Here is a 16,865-nt window from a genome sequence, read left to right as displayed (position 1 = left end):
GAGTGGGAAAGAACTTAATCAACTTGGTATTAAACTTTATTTATCGGTAAAACACCTATTTAACCATTGTTATCAACGTTAAATTTAGCGATGCTAGCATTCTAGTTTATCTATTATTGTCACATAGCTTTAGCTAAGGAATGCTTAATCATGAATTCATCAACTCCGCTCTACAATCGATTACTACCACAAGTAAATTACTGTAATATCTTCCTAACCTTTACTTGTATAGTTTTTGCACTTAATACTAGCTTAGCAAATGCTAGTATTGCCGATGAAAATTTTGAACAATGCAAAATTAATCTAACTCAACGTGCTGAAACTGCTGGTTTCTCACCTTATATTACTAAAACGGTTATTGCTAAAATATCTCCGATTGAGCGTGTTATAAGCTTAGATAAAAAACAACCTGAATTTACACAAACATTTGAACAGTATATTAAAGCCAGAGTTACTGATTATCATGTTCGTGTTGGCAAAGAGAAGCTTAATCAAAACAAAGCTCTGTTTGATAAATTAGAAAAAGACTACGGTATTCCTCGTCAATATTTAGTGTCTTTCTGGGGGCTAGAAACGGTTTTTGGTAAGCATAAAGGTAAAATGTCAGTACTTAACTCTTTAGCAACATTAGCCTGTGATAAACGTCGTAGTGAGTTTTTTACCTTAGAGCTTTTAAACTTATTTACTCTAATTGACAACAAACAAGTTACTGTAGAGCAGTTGCAAGGCTCTTGGGCTGGTGCAATGGGACATATGCAATTTATGCCAACAGCCTTCTTAAAGTATGCGGTTGATGCGGATAACGATGGCAAGGTAAATATTTGGGAAAGTGAAGTCGATGCATTAACTACAGCAGCCAATTATTTAAATCAAATAGGTTGGCAAACCAAGGAACGTTGGGGACGAGAAGTAAAACTGCCTGATAACTTTGCTTTTGAGAAAGTCGCTTTTGATCAATATTACCCACTTAGCTTTTTTAAAGGGCTAGGTGTTCATAAAACCAATAATCAGCCGTTATCTAATTATGATATTCAAGCTGAGCTTTATCTTCCTTCTGGTCATAACGGACCGGCATTTTTACTTTATCCAAACTTTAACGTGATCATGACCTGGAATCTCTCCAAAAGCTATGCTCTCTCCGTAGGTATATTAGCGAATAAATTAATAGGTGATGAAGGACTCACCTTTAAGCAAGACGAAAATAATAGACCAAGAGTGTATAGCGTGGCTGAAATGAAAACATTACAAAACCAATTAAACGTACTAGGCTTTGAAAGCGGTGAGCCTGATGGTATTTGGGGACCTAAAAGTCGAGATGCAATTCGCTCTTTTCAATTGAAACATCAATTGATTGCTGATGGTTATCCAAATGAAGATGTTTTCTCAAAAATTCAATTAACTTTAAATAAATAATATCCAACCATTAGGGAGACTATGCCCTTTCATGATTACTTTTACATCAATTTAATTGATATTTTTATAGGTGTTAGCGACAGGCAGAGGCTTTGACATGTAACTTACTTGAACAGTCGATAACACCTTTAAACTTCAATCAAACGCGAGCTTTAGTTATTTAGATTTTCCTACTGAAGTATAAAAATGAAATACCAAGCCCCATTACTCATGGGGCTTTTTTATGGCGAATAAAAAACGATCAAGCATGCGTTATTAAATGACGAAAAAATTGCGAAACCTAATATAGTTGAGTAATCTACTCACTCTCAGAATTATTATCAACAGGTGCATTATGCGTATATTACATACGATGTTACGGGTTAAAAATTTAGAAAAGTCCATTCAATTTTATACTGAGGTTATGGGTATGAAAGTGTTAAGACAAGGTGATAATGAAACAGGCCGTTATACCTTAGCCTTTTTAGGTTATGGTAGTGAAAATGAAACCGCTGTGATTGAATTAACCTACAACTGGGATGAATCAAATTACGAGCTAGGTACGGCTTTTGGTCATATAGCCATTGGCGTTGATGATGTTTATAAAGCCTGCGATAAAATTAAAGCCTCGGGAGGTAAAGTTACCCGTGAAGCAGGCCCTAATAAAGGTGGCGCTTCAATTTTAGCTTTTGTTGAAGACCCTGACGGCTATAAAATTGAATTGTTAGAATTACATCGTGTTAGCTAACATTATTCTTTTTAGAGCCTAATGAACATTCGAGGTTATTTTTACAACTGTTTGATTAGTCTTTTTTATTGATGTTAACTACAAGGCAGAGCCTGTTCGTGTCGCTTGCTACACGAACAGGCGATAACGCCATATAAATTTCAAACAAGTGCTCCTTTAGGTTCATTTAAATTGAATAAAATTTCCCCCTGAAATGTCAACAGACCCTAGAAGTAATCTCGAAATATCAACAGTTCTTAGTGTTTATCACACAGCTTTTAACAACTGAAAATTCAATATTGTTTTGCATAAAAAATCAGAAAAGCGTAATATTTATTTAATTTAATCTTATCTAATATTGTTCTTATGCCTGTTAACTTACCTGAAATAAACCCTGCTTCTATACACTCAATTGACGGCATTCGCCTAGGTTGGGCTGAATCAAACATTAAACATAAAAATCGTAAAGACTTACTTGTTATTGAAATTGCACAAGGTAGTTCGGTGTCTGGCGTTTTCACACAAAATAGGTTTTGTGCAGCCCCTGTAACATTATGTAAAAAGCATTTAGCGGCAGTTAAAAATAATGACATAACAGGCATTAATGCTTTAGTAATTAATACCGGCAACGCAAACGCAGGAACCGGTGAAAAAGGTATGGTTGATGCCATAGCGACTTGTGAAACTTTAGCGAAGATAATGGCTATTCCTGCAGAGTCTATTTTACCTTTTTCAACAGGGGTAATTTTAGAGCATTTACCTATGGACAAACTTTTAGCAGGTTTACCACATGCGGTAGATAACTTAACTGAAAATAATTGGGTAGATGCTGCCTCAGCTATAATGACAACAGATGTCGCCCCTAAAGCGTTTTCAACACAAGTGAGTATTGATAAAGAGTTAATAAACATTACCGGTATTTCAAAAGGCGCAGGTATGATCCACCCTAATATGGCGACCATGTTAGGCTACGTAGCAACCGACGCCAATATCCCACAAGCATTTTTAGATGAAATAACCAAAGAGATAACCGATTTATCTTTTAACTGTATTTCGGTAGATGGTGATACTTCAACTAACGATTCGTTTATTGTAATCGCAACTGGCAAAAGTACAGCGCCAGCATTAACCAATCGTAACAGCAAAGGTTTCAGCGAGTTCTACAATGGCTTACTTGAAACAGCACAATATTTAGCTAAAGCCATTATCCGTGATGGTGAAGGCGCAACTAAGTTTATAACCGTTAACGTTAAAGGTGCATTAACTATTGATGAAGCAAAAACTATTGGTTTTTCAATTGGTAAAAGCCCGTTAGTTAAAACCGCGATGTTTGCTTCTGATCCAAACTTAGGCCGTGTACTTGCTGCTATTGGTTACGCGTCAAGAGAATGTAAATCGTTAGAAAATTTAGACACCAATACGTTAGAATTATACTTTGGTGATGTACTCGTTGCTGAAAAAGGCGGCCGTGCGGCAAGCTATAATGAAGATGATGGTCAAGCCATAATGAATGCAGCAGAGATAGATATTACCGTTGAACTTCATCGCGGTAATGAAGAAGCGACTATTTGGACTTGTGACTTTAGTTACGATTACGTAAAAATTAATGCGGAATATAGAACCTAATCATTTTACCATCCATCACAAAAAAGGTGGTATCTGCCACCTTTCTTTTATCTTACACTCTCTTACTTTTCTTTTTAGGCTTTTAAGTTAGTGATAAAACCTAAAAGTATTGTTCTATTATACATTACAACCTTTCATAGCTAATGCTGAATTAACACCCGACTTAACGGTATTATAGTAGCTAGCGGCTTGTGTATTATCAAAACTACTACTATCAATGCCCACCATGCTAGTAATAGCTTCTAATTTAGAGAATGATGTTTTATCTTGCTCATACGCATCAAAAGTATTTTCTATTTTGTCACAAGTTAACATATTTGACATACCATCAGCTGAAGCACTTTTAATCGCGCTACTTGTTTGACAGCCAGCTAACGCTACTGTAGATAATACGATACTTGTACAAATTAGTTTTTTAAACATTTTAAACTCCATTATAAATAATTTAAATACAGTGGCTAAGCTCTGCATAACCTCTGTATTATTGTTAGCAATTAGTTGTATTACGCAAAACAGCTTAACTCTTAACTCTTAACTCTTAACTCTTAATTAGAGTAACCTAAATCAAGCATAAGTGTTTTATTATTCAAATACTATATATTATTCAAATACTAAGCGAACAGGCTATAATGTTTTAACAAAGTCACCTTAATAAAAGTATATTCAAGGTAAAACACTTTCTAATAGAGTCCAACTTAGAATCAATTAATAACTCGGGTATACTTTACTCTATTAACCAATATATTGAATAGCCCATTACTTTGCTTAAAGCCATACAAGAATTACTTAACGACCCTCACCTAACTTATACAGAAACTCTGCAAGCGCTATGGAGTGGCTATGGGCAAGTATCCCGTTACTATAGCCCTAAACTTGAAAGCTCTGTCATAGTAAAGTCCGTGACACCACCACAGCAGGTTAATCACCCTCGCGGTTGGCATAGTGATGCTGGTCATCAACGAAAAATAAACTCATACAAAGTTGAAGCAAAGTTTTATCAACATTACGCTATCCACTGTAAAAACGCATGTTATGTACCGCAACTTATTGCGTTATCACCGACAGAAAATAACGATAATGAACAAATAATAATAATGGAAGACCTACAACACTTAGGTTTTAATGATAAAAACTCATCTTTATCGTTAACCGATATTAAAGTAGTTATTAACTGGTTAGCAAACTTTCATGCGCGTTTTATTGAGTATGACGCAAATGACTTATGGCCCATCGGAACTTATTGGCATTTAGCGACAAGACAAGATGAATTTAACAGCATGCAAAACGGAGTTTTAAAGCAAGCTGCGCACTTTATTGATAACCAACTCAACAATGCAAAATACCAAACCGTAATTCATGGAGATGCTAAATTAGCTAATTTTTGTTTTGGAAGTTTCCCTATTAACACTGCTTCGCGAGACGATACCGAAAATCATAACAAACTTGAAGGGAAACCAACTAGCCAAGTTAATCAATTTAATCAAGCTAAGCGCGTTGCTGCGGTTGACTTTCAATATGTAGGTAAAGGCGTAGGCGTAAAAGATTTGGCCTACTTTTTAGGGAGTTGTTTAACCGATAACGAGTTAACTAGTCTGCATAGCGAGTTACTCGATTACTATTTTAAACGCTTATCTATCGCCTGTGTTGAACATAAACAGGGTGTTGATTTTTCGGAACTGGAAATTGAATGGCGTAAATTATATAGTTTTGCTAATGCAGACTTTCATCGGTTTTTACAAGGTTGGAGTCCTGAACACCAAAAAATCAATAGCTATTTACAAGCACAAACTAACATTGCCTTAGCTGAATTTTAGACTTCTAATATTAAACCTATTTAAGCTCCTATAACTAATTAACTAATTATCTAAAACCTCATTTCTCTCTCGTTCGTAATCCTCAAACGTTTTCTCTGGTGCATTATCACAATCATTATATTGTCCTTCGGTGACTGCTTTATTAATGCACACACTTTGCTGATACTCCTGCCCAGCTTTATATAGTTGTTTATTGCTACATGAGCATAATCCGCACAATATAATTAAAACTAGGGCTAACTTTAAACTTAATCGACTTTTCATACTTCTCTCTTTATTTTAAGAATAATGATAAAAAATATACCTGTTGATTCTCAACTAATCCTGACAACGCGCTTTAATTAAAGTGATTAACGAGATAAGTACACTATTAGGCGCAACAGAGCCAGGCGAGCCTTTACTGCCGTACGCTAATTCTGGCGGTATATAAAGCTCCCAAGTTTCACCTACATTCATCATAGGTACAGCTTCACGCCAACCTTTGATCATTTTAGATAACTGAAACTCATTAGGGTTGCCACGTTGATAACTACTGTCGATTATTCGGTTAGTTTTAGCCGACATCATTTTATAATGTACGGTAATCTTAGCATAGGGATCTGGTTTACAACCGTTACTTGTTTCTAAAATTTTGTACTGTAAACCTGAATCAGTGGCAACAACACCTTCTCGTTTAAGGTTTTTATTAAACCAATAGGCATTTATTTCTTCAGAAGTATAACCTCCCGTAGCGTTATTGGAGCTGGTACAAGCAAACATTAAAGAACAGGTAGCACTGACAAACAAAGCGCGAAATAACATATTCTACTCTCAACTTAAAACATGTAATCACATGATTTTTATTATTATTGTGATTATTAAAATAAAACCTATAAAATATTAAATTTATTATATCTAATAGGTAAGTAGATTTCATGGCTAAATAACGTGAAACTACAAAGTTAACTATTTACGCTCTCAGTATTAATCAAAAAGTAAGACTGCTGCCCTTACCCCTCTAAGGTATTAATCAATTTTTTGTAAAAAATTAACCGCTTTATCCGGAAAATCAGTAAACACTCCATCCACACCAAGTTCAAAGTAATAAATACGCAGTAAATCATCAAAGTCTTTAGCAAACTCAGGTATACGTCCTTCATCAGCTCTAAAGGTATACGGGTGGACAAATAATCCGGCTTCATGTGCCGCTTCAACCAAACCGTTAGAGCTGGCTTTATTAGTGTTTGCATCCACATTCACTAACATTGGCTTCCACGGGCCAATAGCGTCTGCGTATTTAGCAATTTCGGTCATCGCACTTGGCGTTAACATCCAATCGTAATCATAAAAGATGAGCTTTGCCTTTTGAGTTCGAAGTTGCTGAGTTATGGTTTGCTGAGTAGGTTCGTCTAAATAAATAGGTGTTTCTTGCCAGCTTGTCATAGCAATGAGTTGCGCTAACTTTAGCTGCATATTTAACTCAGCAAACAACTCATACTTTATTCTTTTTAAAGTAACAGGATCAAAACTTTGCACAATCGCCCTGCTCGCTTTGTTCACATAACCATAACGTTTGAGCTCAAGTAACACCGCTTTGGTAATATCTTTACCCTGGTTTAAATGAAACGCCGGTGATTTAATTTCAGGATAAATACCAATATCTTTACCCATACTGTGATTAAGCCCTTGAATCAATTCAATTTCATCCGCTAAAGTGTGTACTTTAAATGTTGATTGCCAAAGCGGAAAACGCTGCGGAAAATTAGCCGCCGTTTTACCGTCTTTCAACGAAAAACCTTCAGTCATCGCTAACGTTTGTATTTCGGCAAGGCTGAAATCAATCACGTAATAACGTTCATCAGCACGTTTTCGCTCAGGAAACTTAGCAGCGACATCAGTAACCCGATCAAGGTAAATATCATGTAAAACCACTAATTGATCATCTTTAGTCATCACCACGTCTTGTTCGATGTAATCAACCGACATAGCATGTGCCATCGTTTTAGCGGCAATACTATGCTCTGGTAGATAACCACTAGCACCACGGTGAGCAATAACGATTTTTTCTTTGTTAGAACTTTTAATGGTAGTTTTACCGACATTGGTTACTGTGGCATTAGCTTGAATACATGAAGATAAGAGCAGGAAGAATAAAACATATTTCATGATGATTAACCTTGGCAGTAGCGTAAATGATACTTTAATAATTAAATTCTAGTAACTTAACGTTATTATCAATTGAATTCATTACCTTTTTATTAAACCACGAAAATTATAATTGGCATGATAATATAAACAAAAATAAACCTATTTCACTTTAATTATTTAGGCTTTCAAATGGAAAATTTATTTTCGTATGGCACATTACAACTAGAGCCAGTACAAACAGAAACATTCGGTCGATTGTTAAAAGGTAAAAAAGATATTCTAGTTGGTTATGTACTCGATGAAGTAAGAATAACTGACGCTGCCGTGTTAAAAACTAGCGGTAAAGAGTTTCACCCTATTTTAAAATATACCGGTAATGACACAGATACTGTCGCAGGCACTATTTTTGAAATAACAGCGCAAGAGCTTGCACAAGCTGATGAATATGAAGTCGATGATTACATAAGGATATCGGGTGATTTTACATCAGGAGCAACCGCTTGGATTTACGCTTGTAGAAAACAACATAAACCACAAACTTAGAGTGAGTGGGCAATTCAATTTATTTCAAATCTGTTGGAGGGGCTCGTTTAAGTAACATTGATTCCCGACAAGTAACTTCGGGAATGACATAACAGACACAAACCCTTACTTTTTCTCGTCATCTTCGTGGTGGCTTAGTTGGGGAGCCATTTTTTGGGGTTAATGTTATTAACTGCATGGCTTGGAATTTACATTTTCTGCTTGGTGTCGCAGTGGCAACAACACCAAGGGGCAATACTTATAACTTCGGAAATATCACTATTGAAAAATAAAAGCTACAAACAAACAGATGTATTTGATTTGATATTGACACATTTTTCTAATATGTAACTCAAAGTACTTTATACCTGTTGATTAAGTTCTTTCCTACTCAACGAAAGTTAAAAAGGCTTATACCAAATCCGCTAAATTATTGTTCACCTGTACTGGTTAAAATAATCAAATCCTGCGTTGCTTTCAATCACAATAGCCAGCTATTGCTCAATCAAGCGCCTTGTCTTTAATAATTTTTCCTATCAACAGCTAGACCACAAACTTATCGGAGTTGGTATTAGAGACAAGGCATTGCCATATTCAGCTGAATATTAACCTATGTAAGCAATTACCCTCAATTTTTCTGGCTGTATGCTAGCAATAATTGAGGGTAATCAGACGGTTTACTTTAAAATTTTTGTCGATGACGAGCTAAAATAAGCAAACCAGTTATAACAACTGAAGCTAAAATACAGTAGCTAAACCATTCATAATTAATGCCTAGATAATAGTCTCCCCAAATAACACTAAATTTCAGGTTCAATGCCGTTTCATTACCTAAAAGAAAGTACTTACCAACCGTTGACACTAATAATTCGGATTGAGATAACGCTTTAGTCACGATATAACCACTAAATCCTATCATTAATAAAATAGCTTTACCTAAATTGGCAAAGACAACAGAAATAAGGCCAAATAACAATAATACAGGTAAAAACCATACCACTTTAAACGCAAATGATTTAAACATAGCAAGAATATTTACGAACACCTCGGTAAAAACATGACTGATTGCCATACTTCCCGATACAGATAAACTGGATTCTATTGCCGTTATAATCAAAAGGCAGCCACCAAGCGCCACATAAATAGCCGCAAAGAGAAGTATTGGGTACAGTACACACGACAATAAAATTTTAGTAAGTATTACCTTGGTATGTGATACCGGCATAGATCGCCAAAACAATACACTTTTGTCCCGTTTATCAGAGAGTAACGAGTTTATAAAAGGTATGGTTATAAAAATAAATAACATAAAATCTACCGCTGTCATTATGTGTGCTATACGGTTGTCAATTGATTTTTTATAAGGGTGCACAGACGGAGATAACTTATCTAACTTGTCATTTTCCCTCATTAATTCAGGAAACTCTTGTGGAATAGTCGACGGTAGTTTTTCAAAGGTATGTTCTACTTTAGAAAAGCCTTGTAACGCATTAGGTTTCTCACCATCAAAATAAAACTCATGATGGACATCTTGAGAGCCAAATATAACTTCATCATTTATTAAAAAATTAAGTTGCTGACTTAACAAAAAGTACAAACTTGCTAAGGTAAACAAACCTAAAATAAAACTAAAAATGGCGATAGGGATATATAAAAATGATTGCTTGTTTTCCCAATATTCTCGTTTATATTGCATAACAAATTGATTAAGCATGAGTAACTTCCTTTATATCTGATTGGACTACTTCCTGCGATGATTGGCAAAGCGCAATAAATAAATCTGATAATTCTGGCGTAGAAACTTTTCCATATTGAGCGAGGTTTTCTTGTGTTTCGTTTTCAAATAAATACTCCTTACCCATTATCTTTTCAGTGATATAACTAGGCGATAAAGCGAGTAAATCATCGTGATGTTCACTCGAAGCTTGTACACGCACAAAGCGCTTTTCAAGAGTATCTAAATCAATATCTGCAATTATTTTTCCATTATCAATGAACATAACCCGTGTTAAAATATGCTCTATTTCTTCTAATTGATGAGTTGTTACTATAATAGTATTGTTCTCATCATAATATTCAGTCAATAAGCTCTTATAAAATGCCTTTCTGCGAATAATATCTAAACCTAATGTTGGTTCATCTAAAATCAACAATTGAGATTTTATCGACATAACTATTGATAAATGTAATTGGGTAACCATGCCTTTAGACATGCTACTTACTTTCATTTTACCGGGGATATTGGTTGAGCTAATAAAACTTTTAGCTAGTTCAATATCAAATCCTTCATGCATTTGCGCAATATATTCTAATAATTGGTTGCAAGTAATCCATGGCGGTAAAGTCGCCGTATCAGCAATAAACGCAACTTTTTTCATTAACTCAACGTTTTTTTTGTCTGGGTTTAAACCACAAACCTCAATATCACCTTTGTACGCGGTTAACCCTAACAAAGACTTAAGCAAGGTTGTTTTTCCGGCGCCATTAGTGCCTATCAGCCCTATAACCTCACCTGATTTAACCGTAAAGTTAATATCATTAAGTACCTTTTTATCTTTGTATTTTTTATTTACATTTTTAACACAAATAATATTACTCATGACTATGACCCTTCACGTTGTTCTTTAAAAATCTTAATTACTTGCTCTATTGATACATCAAGCTGATTCATTTTATTTACTAACATTGGTAATTCCTTTTCTATAAAAAATTGTCGTTCTGCAGCCAACAATTTTTCTTGCGCTCCTGATAAAACAAACATGCCTAACCCTCTTTTTTTCTCAATTAAACCGTTATCAAGCAACTCATGATATGCTTTTGATACCGTTATATGATTAATACTCATCTCTGCGGAAATGGCCCTAACAGAAGGCATTGCTTGTCCTTCAGCAAAACTACCGTCAAGTACTGCATTCTTTAATTTAATAACCAATTGTTTATATATGGGGAGATCATCATGCCAGTGATTATTCATGATGATGACTCGGTGACGTAGACAGCACTTTTTTAATAATGGCATTGTCTTTTTGATCTACGCTCAATGTCGAGCTGCCTTGGTAATACACTTTAGAATCTCCACTTGCTTTAACCGTTAGAATATCGGGAGTAGGTAAGTTAGCTACTGCATTCTCAGTTATGTCACAATTAACAACTTTTAATGACGCACCACTCGCTTCGACTTTATGCCACCGATTACCTGCTATAAATATTGATGCTATATCTGAATTTTCTTTGATGAATAAATGACTTTTAAATGTACCAAATGAGTGCACAGACGATGCCGTAAAGTTTTTAGCACTAAAATATGAACGATCCCTTAAATCAAGCTTCATCGTATTAGTTAATAAACCATTGATACCTATTTTAGATACACTGTACTGATTCAAAATTAATTGCTCAATTCGACTATCATTTACTTTTAAAATAGACTCATGATTAATTACGAAACTACCATTTTTTATTTTTACCTTATCTAAATACACATCAGACCGCCCTGTAGCTTCGAGCTTAAGTCCATTTGATTCTATATTTGCAACAAGTACTTGGTAAGTATCATGAACTTTTAACGACCTCAAGTTTTTGACGGTAATAATAAGGTTAGCAATAGGGGCCTCATCACGCTTACCTTCTGATGAGTTGTCTAGCTGCTTAACAAAAAGCGCTCTGCTGTTAGGTGTGCCGTCACTGCTTTTAATTTCTTCAACACCAATTTTTACAGTATTTATTTGGCTGTCTCTAATATACAAATCAAGACTTTCTTCTTCTCCTTGTTTAATCTCTACTTTAAAAAAGCCTTGTGTATAAATATTATTCACGTTGTTCAAGGCAATTTTTTTATAACTCGCAGGCTCTGCTTGGCTGCCCCATGCAGTTAAACAAAGCATTACCCATAATATTTTATAAACCAACGCCTTTACGTGGCTGATAAAGAGTGTTTTACTTTTATTCTGTTTCATTGGTAACCCTTAATTCTATTAAGATGCTCTAGGACGTAATTCAGCCTAGAAACCGTTGTGGTATCACTTACAGCACTTGCTAACCATATTCTTATATACCCATTCCACTTGAATTCCGGCTGAACCCTGCATATTCAAGTGGAGTGGGTATAACACTAATACTTTGTTTCAATAACATCGTAACCTAGCGCTTTTAATTGTGGCGTTAAGCTTTTGGCATCACCCACAATCAAAATAAACATGTTGTTCGTCTGCTACATGCTCAGAGCCTTGAAATATCATGTGTTCAAAAGATGTGTAATACCAAGTTGATTAAGTTCTTCTCGAGAAGAGCTAACATGGTAGATAAGATCAACATGCACTAAGGGGGCTGAATGATCTTCATGCAAGATGACGGTCAAACCATTTTCTAGTACGTATTTACTGTAGGGGATAACTGTTTCATGATCTTTTTTAGTGGCCTGTTCAGCAAAAGTAAAACCGTTAACTTTTGATTCCAACTCGGCCACTTTATTATGACTTTGTTCTGACGAGCATGCAGATAGGCACGCTAAACTTACTAACATCCATTTTTTCAAAGGAAACTCCTGTAATTTTATATGGTAATTTATTTATGATATCTGTGTGGTTCACCTATAGATTAAACCCTGTTTAGGTGAACGCTCTACTATTGATTGCATGATATTATCAACACCAACAACTAGTGACATAGCTAACTATAACACCATAACAAAATACAATTCAAGTCTATTATTTATACTTATACCCGTTTCCATTCAAAATACATGTTTTAGAGCGCTCGAGTGATTTCAATTCAAGGTACAGTGATGAAGAAAATCATTGCTCTCATCTATCCAGACTGTATAGAGAAGACTTTTACTTCCTAGCCACGATGGTTATTTGCGCTTACCCTTCTGCCTTCTTAAAAACCGATACAGCTAGCAGGTTTTGAATGAACCGCTCTGACCTATTTCACTATTCACTATTTTGTTTTTTGATGACTTTATTTTGTTAACAATATCTCGTATGTTAAGGTGTTTTATAATATTCAATTTTTATCTTGGTGATAAAAACTTCATGCGCCTATTAATTACTTTACTGTTTGTCGTTATCTACACTTCAGGGCTTTTTGCTTGCGCGAAGGTTAACTCGTTTGGTGAGAAAGGAACTTTTGCTTACGACTTAGCTGTAATTGATAAACACCACAAACCAATTGTTTTGTCTGCAGGCAAAGCTAAAATTATTGTGCTGGCTGAATATCAAGGTAGGATAATGACCAGTACATTGAATGGTGATAAAGGTGAAAGCCTTGCATGGATAAACTACGAACATTTATTAACGCGACAAGAAAACCCAAGAGTCGGTGGTGCTGACCGATTATGGTTTGGCCCAGAAACCGGGGATTACTCTTTATTTTTCCAACCGAATACCGAACGCATCCCTGAAAATATTGTTATTCAACCTGCCTTTTCATCATTACCATTTAATATAACGTCTCAAGACAATACTCACGTTACTTTTACGCAAAATTTACAAATGCAAAACTACCAAGGTTTTATTTTTGAAGCTGCTGTAAATCGGAAAGTATCATTATTTAGTGCCGATGAAATAAAAGCCAATCTTGGTATTACTTATCAAAATTTAAATGCAGTGGGCTTTGGTGCTAATACGGTAATAACGAATATTGGTGCACAACACTGGACAAAAGAAACCGGGCTAATCTCTATATGGGACTTGGGCGCTTTTCTACCAAGCAATAAAAGTGTCGCTGTAATTCCAATAAAAAATGAGCTAGCTAATGTTACAAGTTATTTTACCCCGACAAAACCTACACATACTAAAATAAAGAATGGTGTGGTTTATTATCGAGCTGATGCTAACTACATGAATAAAATTGGTATTCCTCCAGAAAATACAAAACCAATCATGGCGAGTTATGATCCCGTAAATGGTTTATTTACCGTGGTAACATTTCAATTTAATAACAATGAGAACGACATATACCTGAATTCGGTTTGGTACCCTGAAGGCTATGATAATTATGAAGGTGATGTAACTAATATTTTTAATTCGGGGGCAAATGAAAAAGGTGAACCTGGTCGATTTTATGAACTCGAGTCATCTTCAAATACACAACCTTTAAAAAAGGGTGAATCCCAATCACATTTTCATAATACATATCACTTTCATGGCGACATAGATGAACTAAACGCTATTTCTTTAGCGCTTTTAGGTGTATCTCTACATGAAATTGAAAACGCCTTTAAAGATAGCAAGGAAAATTAATGAAAACAGTTGTAATTACAGGTGCAAACCGCGGAATTGGTCTTGGCTTTACCTCAAGTTATTTAAAAGAAGGTTGGTGCGTTATTGCACTTACTCGAAATGGTCTTAACGCTGACTTTCTTGAGGGACTCAATGATGAAAAGAAACGTAATTTATTAGAAGTAAATGTAGAACTTGAATCTGAGCTTTCAATACAAAATTCCGCTAAAAAAGTTGTGGGGTTATGTAAGCATATTGACTTGTTTATTAATAACGCTGGAGTATCAATTGATCAACCTTTTGGTGCATGGACACAGGAAGCTTTTATAAAATCTTATCAAGTGAATGCGGTTGCCCCAGCATTGTTAATTCAAGCATTGCAATATCACTTTAATGAAAACAGTAAAATTATTCAGCTCACCTCTGGCTTAGCCTCGATTGATACCGCGATAAACCCGCTTGGACCATTTGATGCTTATGGTATGAGTAAGGCAGCATTAAACATGTTAACTCGCCGTGTAGCTAAGAAATTTGAATCGCAAAAAATCACTGTTTGTGCTTTAAGTCCCGGTTGGGTAAGTACTGATATGGGCGGCGATGAAGCACCGGTAAGCGTTGATCAAGTCGTACCTTTATTGACTCAAACAATTGAGCAATTGTCAGTGGCGCAAAGTGGTGGCTTTTTTGACGAACAAGGTAAAGAAATTCCGTGGTAGTTACCACTAAATAACATATAACTAGGAACTAAAATGCACGTTGAGATACTTAAGAAATCTTATATTCTGCCTTGTTATTTACAACAGTAGCAACATCAGCACAGGTAAAAGCAACCAAACTTGATATTACTTCAAGTCAATTTGTCACCTTCGAACAACAACCTGTTCGATTATTTACGTTATCAAATAATAACGGTATAACAATGAAAGATTGCCATAGATTCCGTTCAGATTAGGAGAAAAAAATGCCACAAAATAAAAAGACATCTCTGCCAATAACATTAGTTTTTGCTTTAACGACAAGTAGCTTAATAACAACTGGTTGTGCACACGATTCAAATCAAAAGCTTGTTACCGAAAAAAATTCAACGCCATTGATTAAAGTCCTCATTATTGATGGACAAAATAACCACCAAGTATGGCCAAAAGCAACGATAATGTTCAAAGAGTTCTTAGAAAAATCAAACCGTTTTACCGTTGATATTGAACGAACTTCATTTGTTTGGAACAGTGAGAAGTTTGGCAAGCAATTTGCGCTTAATGATAATAAACAATATATCGAATCTGAGCCTAAAACTGATCCTAATTTTTCGCCCAACTTTAAAGCTTATGATGTAGTTATTTCTAACTTTGGTTGGCGAGCAGCAGATTGGCCAAAAGTAACTCAGGAAAATTTTACTAAGTACATTGGCAACGGTGGTGGTTTTGTATCAATTCACGCAGCAGATAACTCGTTTCCTAAATGGCAAGCGTATAATGAGATGATCGGCATAGGTGGTTGGGGGGGGCGGAATGAAAAAGATGGCCCTTACGTTTATTATGACGCGCAAGAAAAGTTAACATATGACGAAAGTAAAGGCAATGGGGGGGGCCATGGAAAACGCCATGAATTTCCTATTACGGTTCGTGTTACTGATCACCCTATTACCAAAGGTTTACCTGAAAAGTGGTTACATGCAAAAGACGAGTTATATAACCGCTTACGTGGACCGGCTAAAAATATGACCATCTTAGCAACAGCTTATGATGATCCTAAATTTAATGGTTTTGGTCGACATGAGCCGGTATTAATGACCATTAACTATCAGAATGGCCGAATATTTCACACGACTTTAGGGCACGACATTGAAGCGATTAATAATATGAGTTTTATCACTACATTACTACGTGGTACAGAATGGGCAGCTACAGGACAAGTAACACAAAGCATTCCTGAAAGCTTCCCTAAGTTACTAATTAAGTAATTGATAAATTAGCTGGTAACCAAGTTGATTATAATCTCGACTTTTGAGCAATAACTTCATCTAGGCGCTGCTGCATACTTTTTACTTTCTCTGGCTGCTGCGCTAAGTTATGTTCTCTTCTGGGTCTACGCCTAAATCACTTTTAGGCATTTGATTACAACCTAATAGTAAACAGCTACCCGTTAATAAGACTAACCGTTAATAAGACTAACCGTTTGATATTAATAACTCATGTGATTGTTATATTGAAATATGATTTCCTTTTCTGTTTTTAATCTTTTAATCTGCTCCTAAACGAACAGTGGGAATATACCCTTTACCAATCAAGATGCAGGTTTCAGAGTACTTGAGCGATTTCAATTCAAGGCACTTTGATGAAAGAAGGGTTATTTCCTTCTAAATCAAAGTAACGACGAATTGGTATTGCTCAAGCCCTTCTTCGATGGGTTTAAAATGACTTTAAGCGGCGGTAAATA

Annotated in this window: 16 protein-coding genes and 1 pseudogene; 8 read left to right on the top strand and 9 right to left on the bottom strand. The window is 35.5% G+C overall.

The window, feature by feature from the left end; genetic code table 11:
- Positions 1-150 precede the first annotated feature (150 nt).
- The 3 genes from KO502_RS01980 to argJ all read left to right on the top strand — a co-directional run bounded on the left by KO502_RS01980 (position 151) and on the right by argJ (position 3,745).
- Complete coding sequence (locus KO502_RS01980; protein ID WP_216020867.1) at positions 151-1,413, top strand: lytic murein transglycosylase; 1,263 nt, start codon at positions 151-153, stop codon at positions 1,411-1,413.
- 334 nt (positions 1,414-1,747) lie between these two features.
- Positions 1,748-2,140: a lactoylglutathione lyase gene (gene gloA, locus KO502_RS01975; protein WP_216020866.1), complete on the top strand. Its 393-nt coding sequence runs from the start codon at positions 1,748-1,750 to the stop codon at positions 2,138-2,140.
- A 345-nt stretch (positions 2,141-2,485) separates the two neighbouring features.
- A complete protein-coding gene (gene argJ / locus KO502_RS01970) occupies positions 2,486-3,745 on the top strand; it encodes a bifunctional glutamate N-acetyltransferase/amino-acid acetyltransferase ArgJ (RefSeq protein ID WP_216020865.1) in 1,260 nt (419 codons plus the stop codon).
- A 117-nt stretch (positions 3,746-3,862) separates the two neighbouring features.
- Here argJ and KO502_RS01965 read toward each other — a convergent pair whose 3' ends face one another.
- The gene (locus KO502_RS01965; RefSeq protein WP_216020864.1) at positions 3,863-4,168 is read right to left on the bottom strand and encodes a hypothetical protein; all 306 of its coding nucleotides are present in this window, start codon (positions 4,166-4,168) and stop codon (positions 3,863-3,865) included.
- A gap of 338 nt (positions 4,169-4,506) precedes the next feature.
- On the opposite strand from KO502_RS01965, the gene KO502_RS01960 reads away from it, so the two are divergent.
- Positions 4,507-5,559 (top strand): ecdysteroid 22-kinase family protein, encoded by a 1,053-nt coding sequence (locus KO502_RS01960; RefSeq protein WP_252730443.1) that lies wholly within the window; start codon positions 4,507-4,509, stop codon positions 5,557-5,559.
- A 42-nt stretch (positions 5,560-5,601) separates the two neighbouring features.
- On the opposite strand, the gene KO502_RS01955 is transcribed toward KO502_RS01960, so the two are convergent.
- The 3 genes from KO502_RS01955 to glpQ all read right to left on the bottom strand — a co-directional run bounded on the left by KO502_RS01955 (position 5,602) and on the right by glpQ (position 7,704).
- The gene (locus tag KO502_RS01955; protein WP_252730442.1) at positions 5,602-5,823 is read right to left on the bottom strand and encodes a hypothetical protein; all 222 of its coding nucleotides are present in this window, start codon (positions 5,821-5,823) and stop codon (positions 5,602-5,604) included.
- 54 nt (positions 5,824-5,877) lie between these two features.
- Entirely contained in the window at positions 5,878-6,360 is a 483-nt protein-coding gene (locus tag KO502_RS01950; RefSeq protein WP_216020863.1) for an FKBP-type peptidyl-prolyl cis-trans isomerase, read from the bottom strand.
- Positions 6,361-6,564: 204 nt separating this feature from the next.
- The gene (gene glpQ, locus KO502_RS01945) at positions 6,565-7,704 is read right to left on the bottom strand and encodes a glycerophosphodiester phosphodiesterase (protein WP_216020862.1); all 1,140 of its coding nucleotides are present in this window, start codon (positions 7,702-7,704) and stop codon (positions 6,565-6,567) included.
- 171 nt (positions 7,705-7,875) lie between these two features.
- Between glpQ and KO502_RS01940 the strand changes: the two genes are divergently transcribed.
- Positions 7,876-8,229, top strand: a complete 354-nt coding sequence (locus KO502_RS01940; protein WP_216020861.1) for a gamma-glutamylcyclotransferase family protein — start codon at positions 7,876-7,878, stop codon at positions 8,227-8,229.
- A gap of 661 nt (positions 8,230-8,890) precedes the next feature.
- On the opposite strand, the gene KO502_RS01935 is transcribed toward KO502_RS01940, so the two are convergent.
- The 5 genes and pseudogenes from KO502_RS01935 to KO502_RS01915 all read right to left on the bottom strand — a co-directional run.
- Positions 8,891-9,922, bottom strand: a complete 1,032-nt coding sequence (locus KO502_RS01935) for a hypothetical protein (protein WP_216020860.1) — start codon at positions 9,920-9,922, stop codon at positions 8,891-8,893.
- Positions 9,915-10,808, bottom strand: coding sequence for an ABC transporter ATP-binding protein (locus tag KO502_RS01930; RefSeq protein WP_216020859.1), 894 nt, complete (start codon positions 10,806-10,808; stop codon positions 9,915-9,917). Before KO502_RS01930 ends, KO502_RS01935 begins: the two co-directional genes overlap by 8 nt.
- 2 nt (positions 10,809-10,810) lie before the next feature.
- Positions 10,811-11,182, bottom strand: coding sequence for a GntR family transcriptional regulator (locus KO502_RS01925; protein WP_216020858.1), 372 nt, complete (start codon positions 11,180-11,182; stop codon positions 10,811-10,813).
- Positions 11,175-12,164 carry a DUF2807 domain-containing protein gene (locus tag KO502_RS01920; protein WP_216020857.1) on the bottom strand — a complete coding sequence of 330 codons (990 nt, stop codon included), beginning with the start codon at positions 12,162-12,164 and terminating at the stop codon, positions 11,175-11,177. The genes KO502_RS01925 and KO502_RS01920 overlap by 8 nt, the downstream gene beginning before the upstream one ends.
- Before the next feature lie 240 nt (positions 12,165-12,404).
- Positions 12,405-12,598: pseudogene (locus KO502_RS01915) on the bottom strand (insulinase family protein); the annotation flags it as partial.
- Positions 12,599-13,241: 643 nt separating this feature from the next.
- Here KO502_RS01915 and KO502_RS01910 point away from each other — a divergent pair.
- The 3 genes from KO502_RS01910 (at position 13,242) to KO502_RS01900 (ending at position 16,389) form a co-directional block, all read left to right on the top strand.
- Complete coding sequence (locus KO502_RS01910) at positions 13,242-14,450, top strand: DUF6786 family protein (protein ID WP_216020856.1); 1,209 nt, start codon at positions 13,242-13,244, stop codon at positions 14,448-14,450.
- A complete protein-coding gene (locus KO502_RS01905) occupies positions 14,450-15,145 on the top strand; it encodes an SDR family oxidoreductase (RefSeq protein WP_216020855.1) in 696 nt (231 codons plus the stop codon). Before KO502_RS01910 ends, KO502_RS01905 begins: the two co-directional genes overlap by 1 nt.
- A 245-nt stretch (positions 15,146-15,390) precedes the next feature.
- Complete coding sequence (locus KO502_RS01900; RefSeq protein WP_216020854.1) at positions 15,391-16,389, top strand: ThuA domain-containing protein; 999 nt, start codon at positions 15,391-15,393, stop codon at positions 16,387-16,389.
- The last annotated feature ends 476 nt before the right edge of the window (positions 16,390-16,865 follow it).

It is taken from the genome of Colwellia sp. E2M01 (genome assembly GCF_018860585.1).
Classification (GTDB): Bacteria; Pseudomonadota; Gammaproteobacteria; order Enterobacterales; family Alteromonadaceae; genus Colwellia.
Note: the sequence above shows the minus strand (reverse complement) of the source record. Positions and strands in the feature narration are given on the sequence as shown.

Excerpts from the sequence above, each read along its gene's own strand:
- KO502_RS01980 (WP_216020867.1), top strand. The coding sequence starts at position 151 with ATGAATTCATCAACTCCGCTCTACAATCGATTACTACCACAAGTAAAT.
- gloA (WP_216020866.1), top strand. The coding sequence starts at position 1,748 with ATGCGTATATTACATACGATGTTACGGGTTAAAAATTTAGAAAAGTCC.
- argJ (WP_216020865.1), top strand. The coding sequence starts at position 2,486 with ATGCCTGTTAACTTACCTGAAATAAACCCTGCTTCTATACACTCAATT.
- KO502_RS01965 (WP_216020864.1), bottom strand. The coding sequence starts at position 4,168 with ATGTTTAAAAAACTAATTTGTACAAGTATCGTATTATCTACAGTAGCG.
- KO502_RS01955 (WP_252730442.1), bottom strand. The coding sequence starts at position 5,823 with ATGAAAAGTCGATTAAGTTTAAAGTTAGCCCTAGTTTTAATTATATTG.
- KO502_RS01950 (WP_216020863.1), bottom strand. The coding sequence starts at position 6,360 with ATGTTATTTCGCGCTTTGTTTGTCAGTGCTACCTGTTCTTTAATGTTT.
- glpQ (WP_216020862.1), bottom strand. The coding sequence starts at position 7,704 with ATGAAATATGTTTTATTCTTCCTGCTCTTATCTTCATGTATTCAAGCT.
- KO502_RS01940 (WP_216020861.1), top strand. The coding sequence starts at position 7,876 with ATGGAAAATTTATTTTCGTATGGCACATTACAACTAGAGCCAGTACAA.
- KO502_RS01935 (WP_216020860.1), bottom strand. The coding sequence starts at position 9,922 with ATGCTTAATCAATTTGTTATGCAATATAAACGAGAATATTGGGAAAAC.
- KO502_RS01930 (WP_216020859.1), bottom strand. The coding sequence starts at position 10,808 with ATGAGTAATATTATTTGTGTTAAAAATGTAAATAAAAAATACAAAGAT.
- KO502_RS01925 (WP_216020858.1), bottom strand. The coding sequence starts at position 11,182 with ATGAATAATCACTGGCATGATGATCTCCCCATATATAAACAATTGGTT.
- KO502_RS01920 (WP_216020857.1), bottom strand. The coding sequence starts at position 12,164 with ATGAAACAGAATAAAAGTAAAACACTCTTTATCAGCCACGTAAAGGCG.
- KO502_RS01910 (WP_216020856.1), top strand. The coding sequence starts at position 13,242 with ATGCGCCTATTAATTACTTTACTGTTTGTCGTTATCTACACTTCAGGG.
- KO502_RS01905 (WP_216020855.1), top strand. The coding sequence starts at position 14,450 with ATGAAAACAGTTGTAATTACAGGTGCAAACCGCGGAATTGGTCTTGGC.
- KO502_RS01900 (WP_216020854.1), top strand. The coding sequence starts at position 15,391 with ATGCCACAAAATAAAAAGACATCTCTGCCAATAACATTAGTTTTTGCT.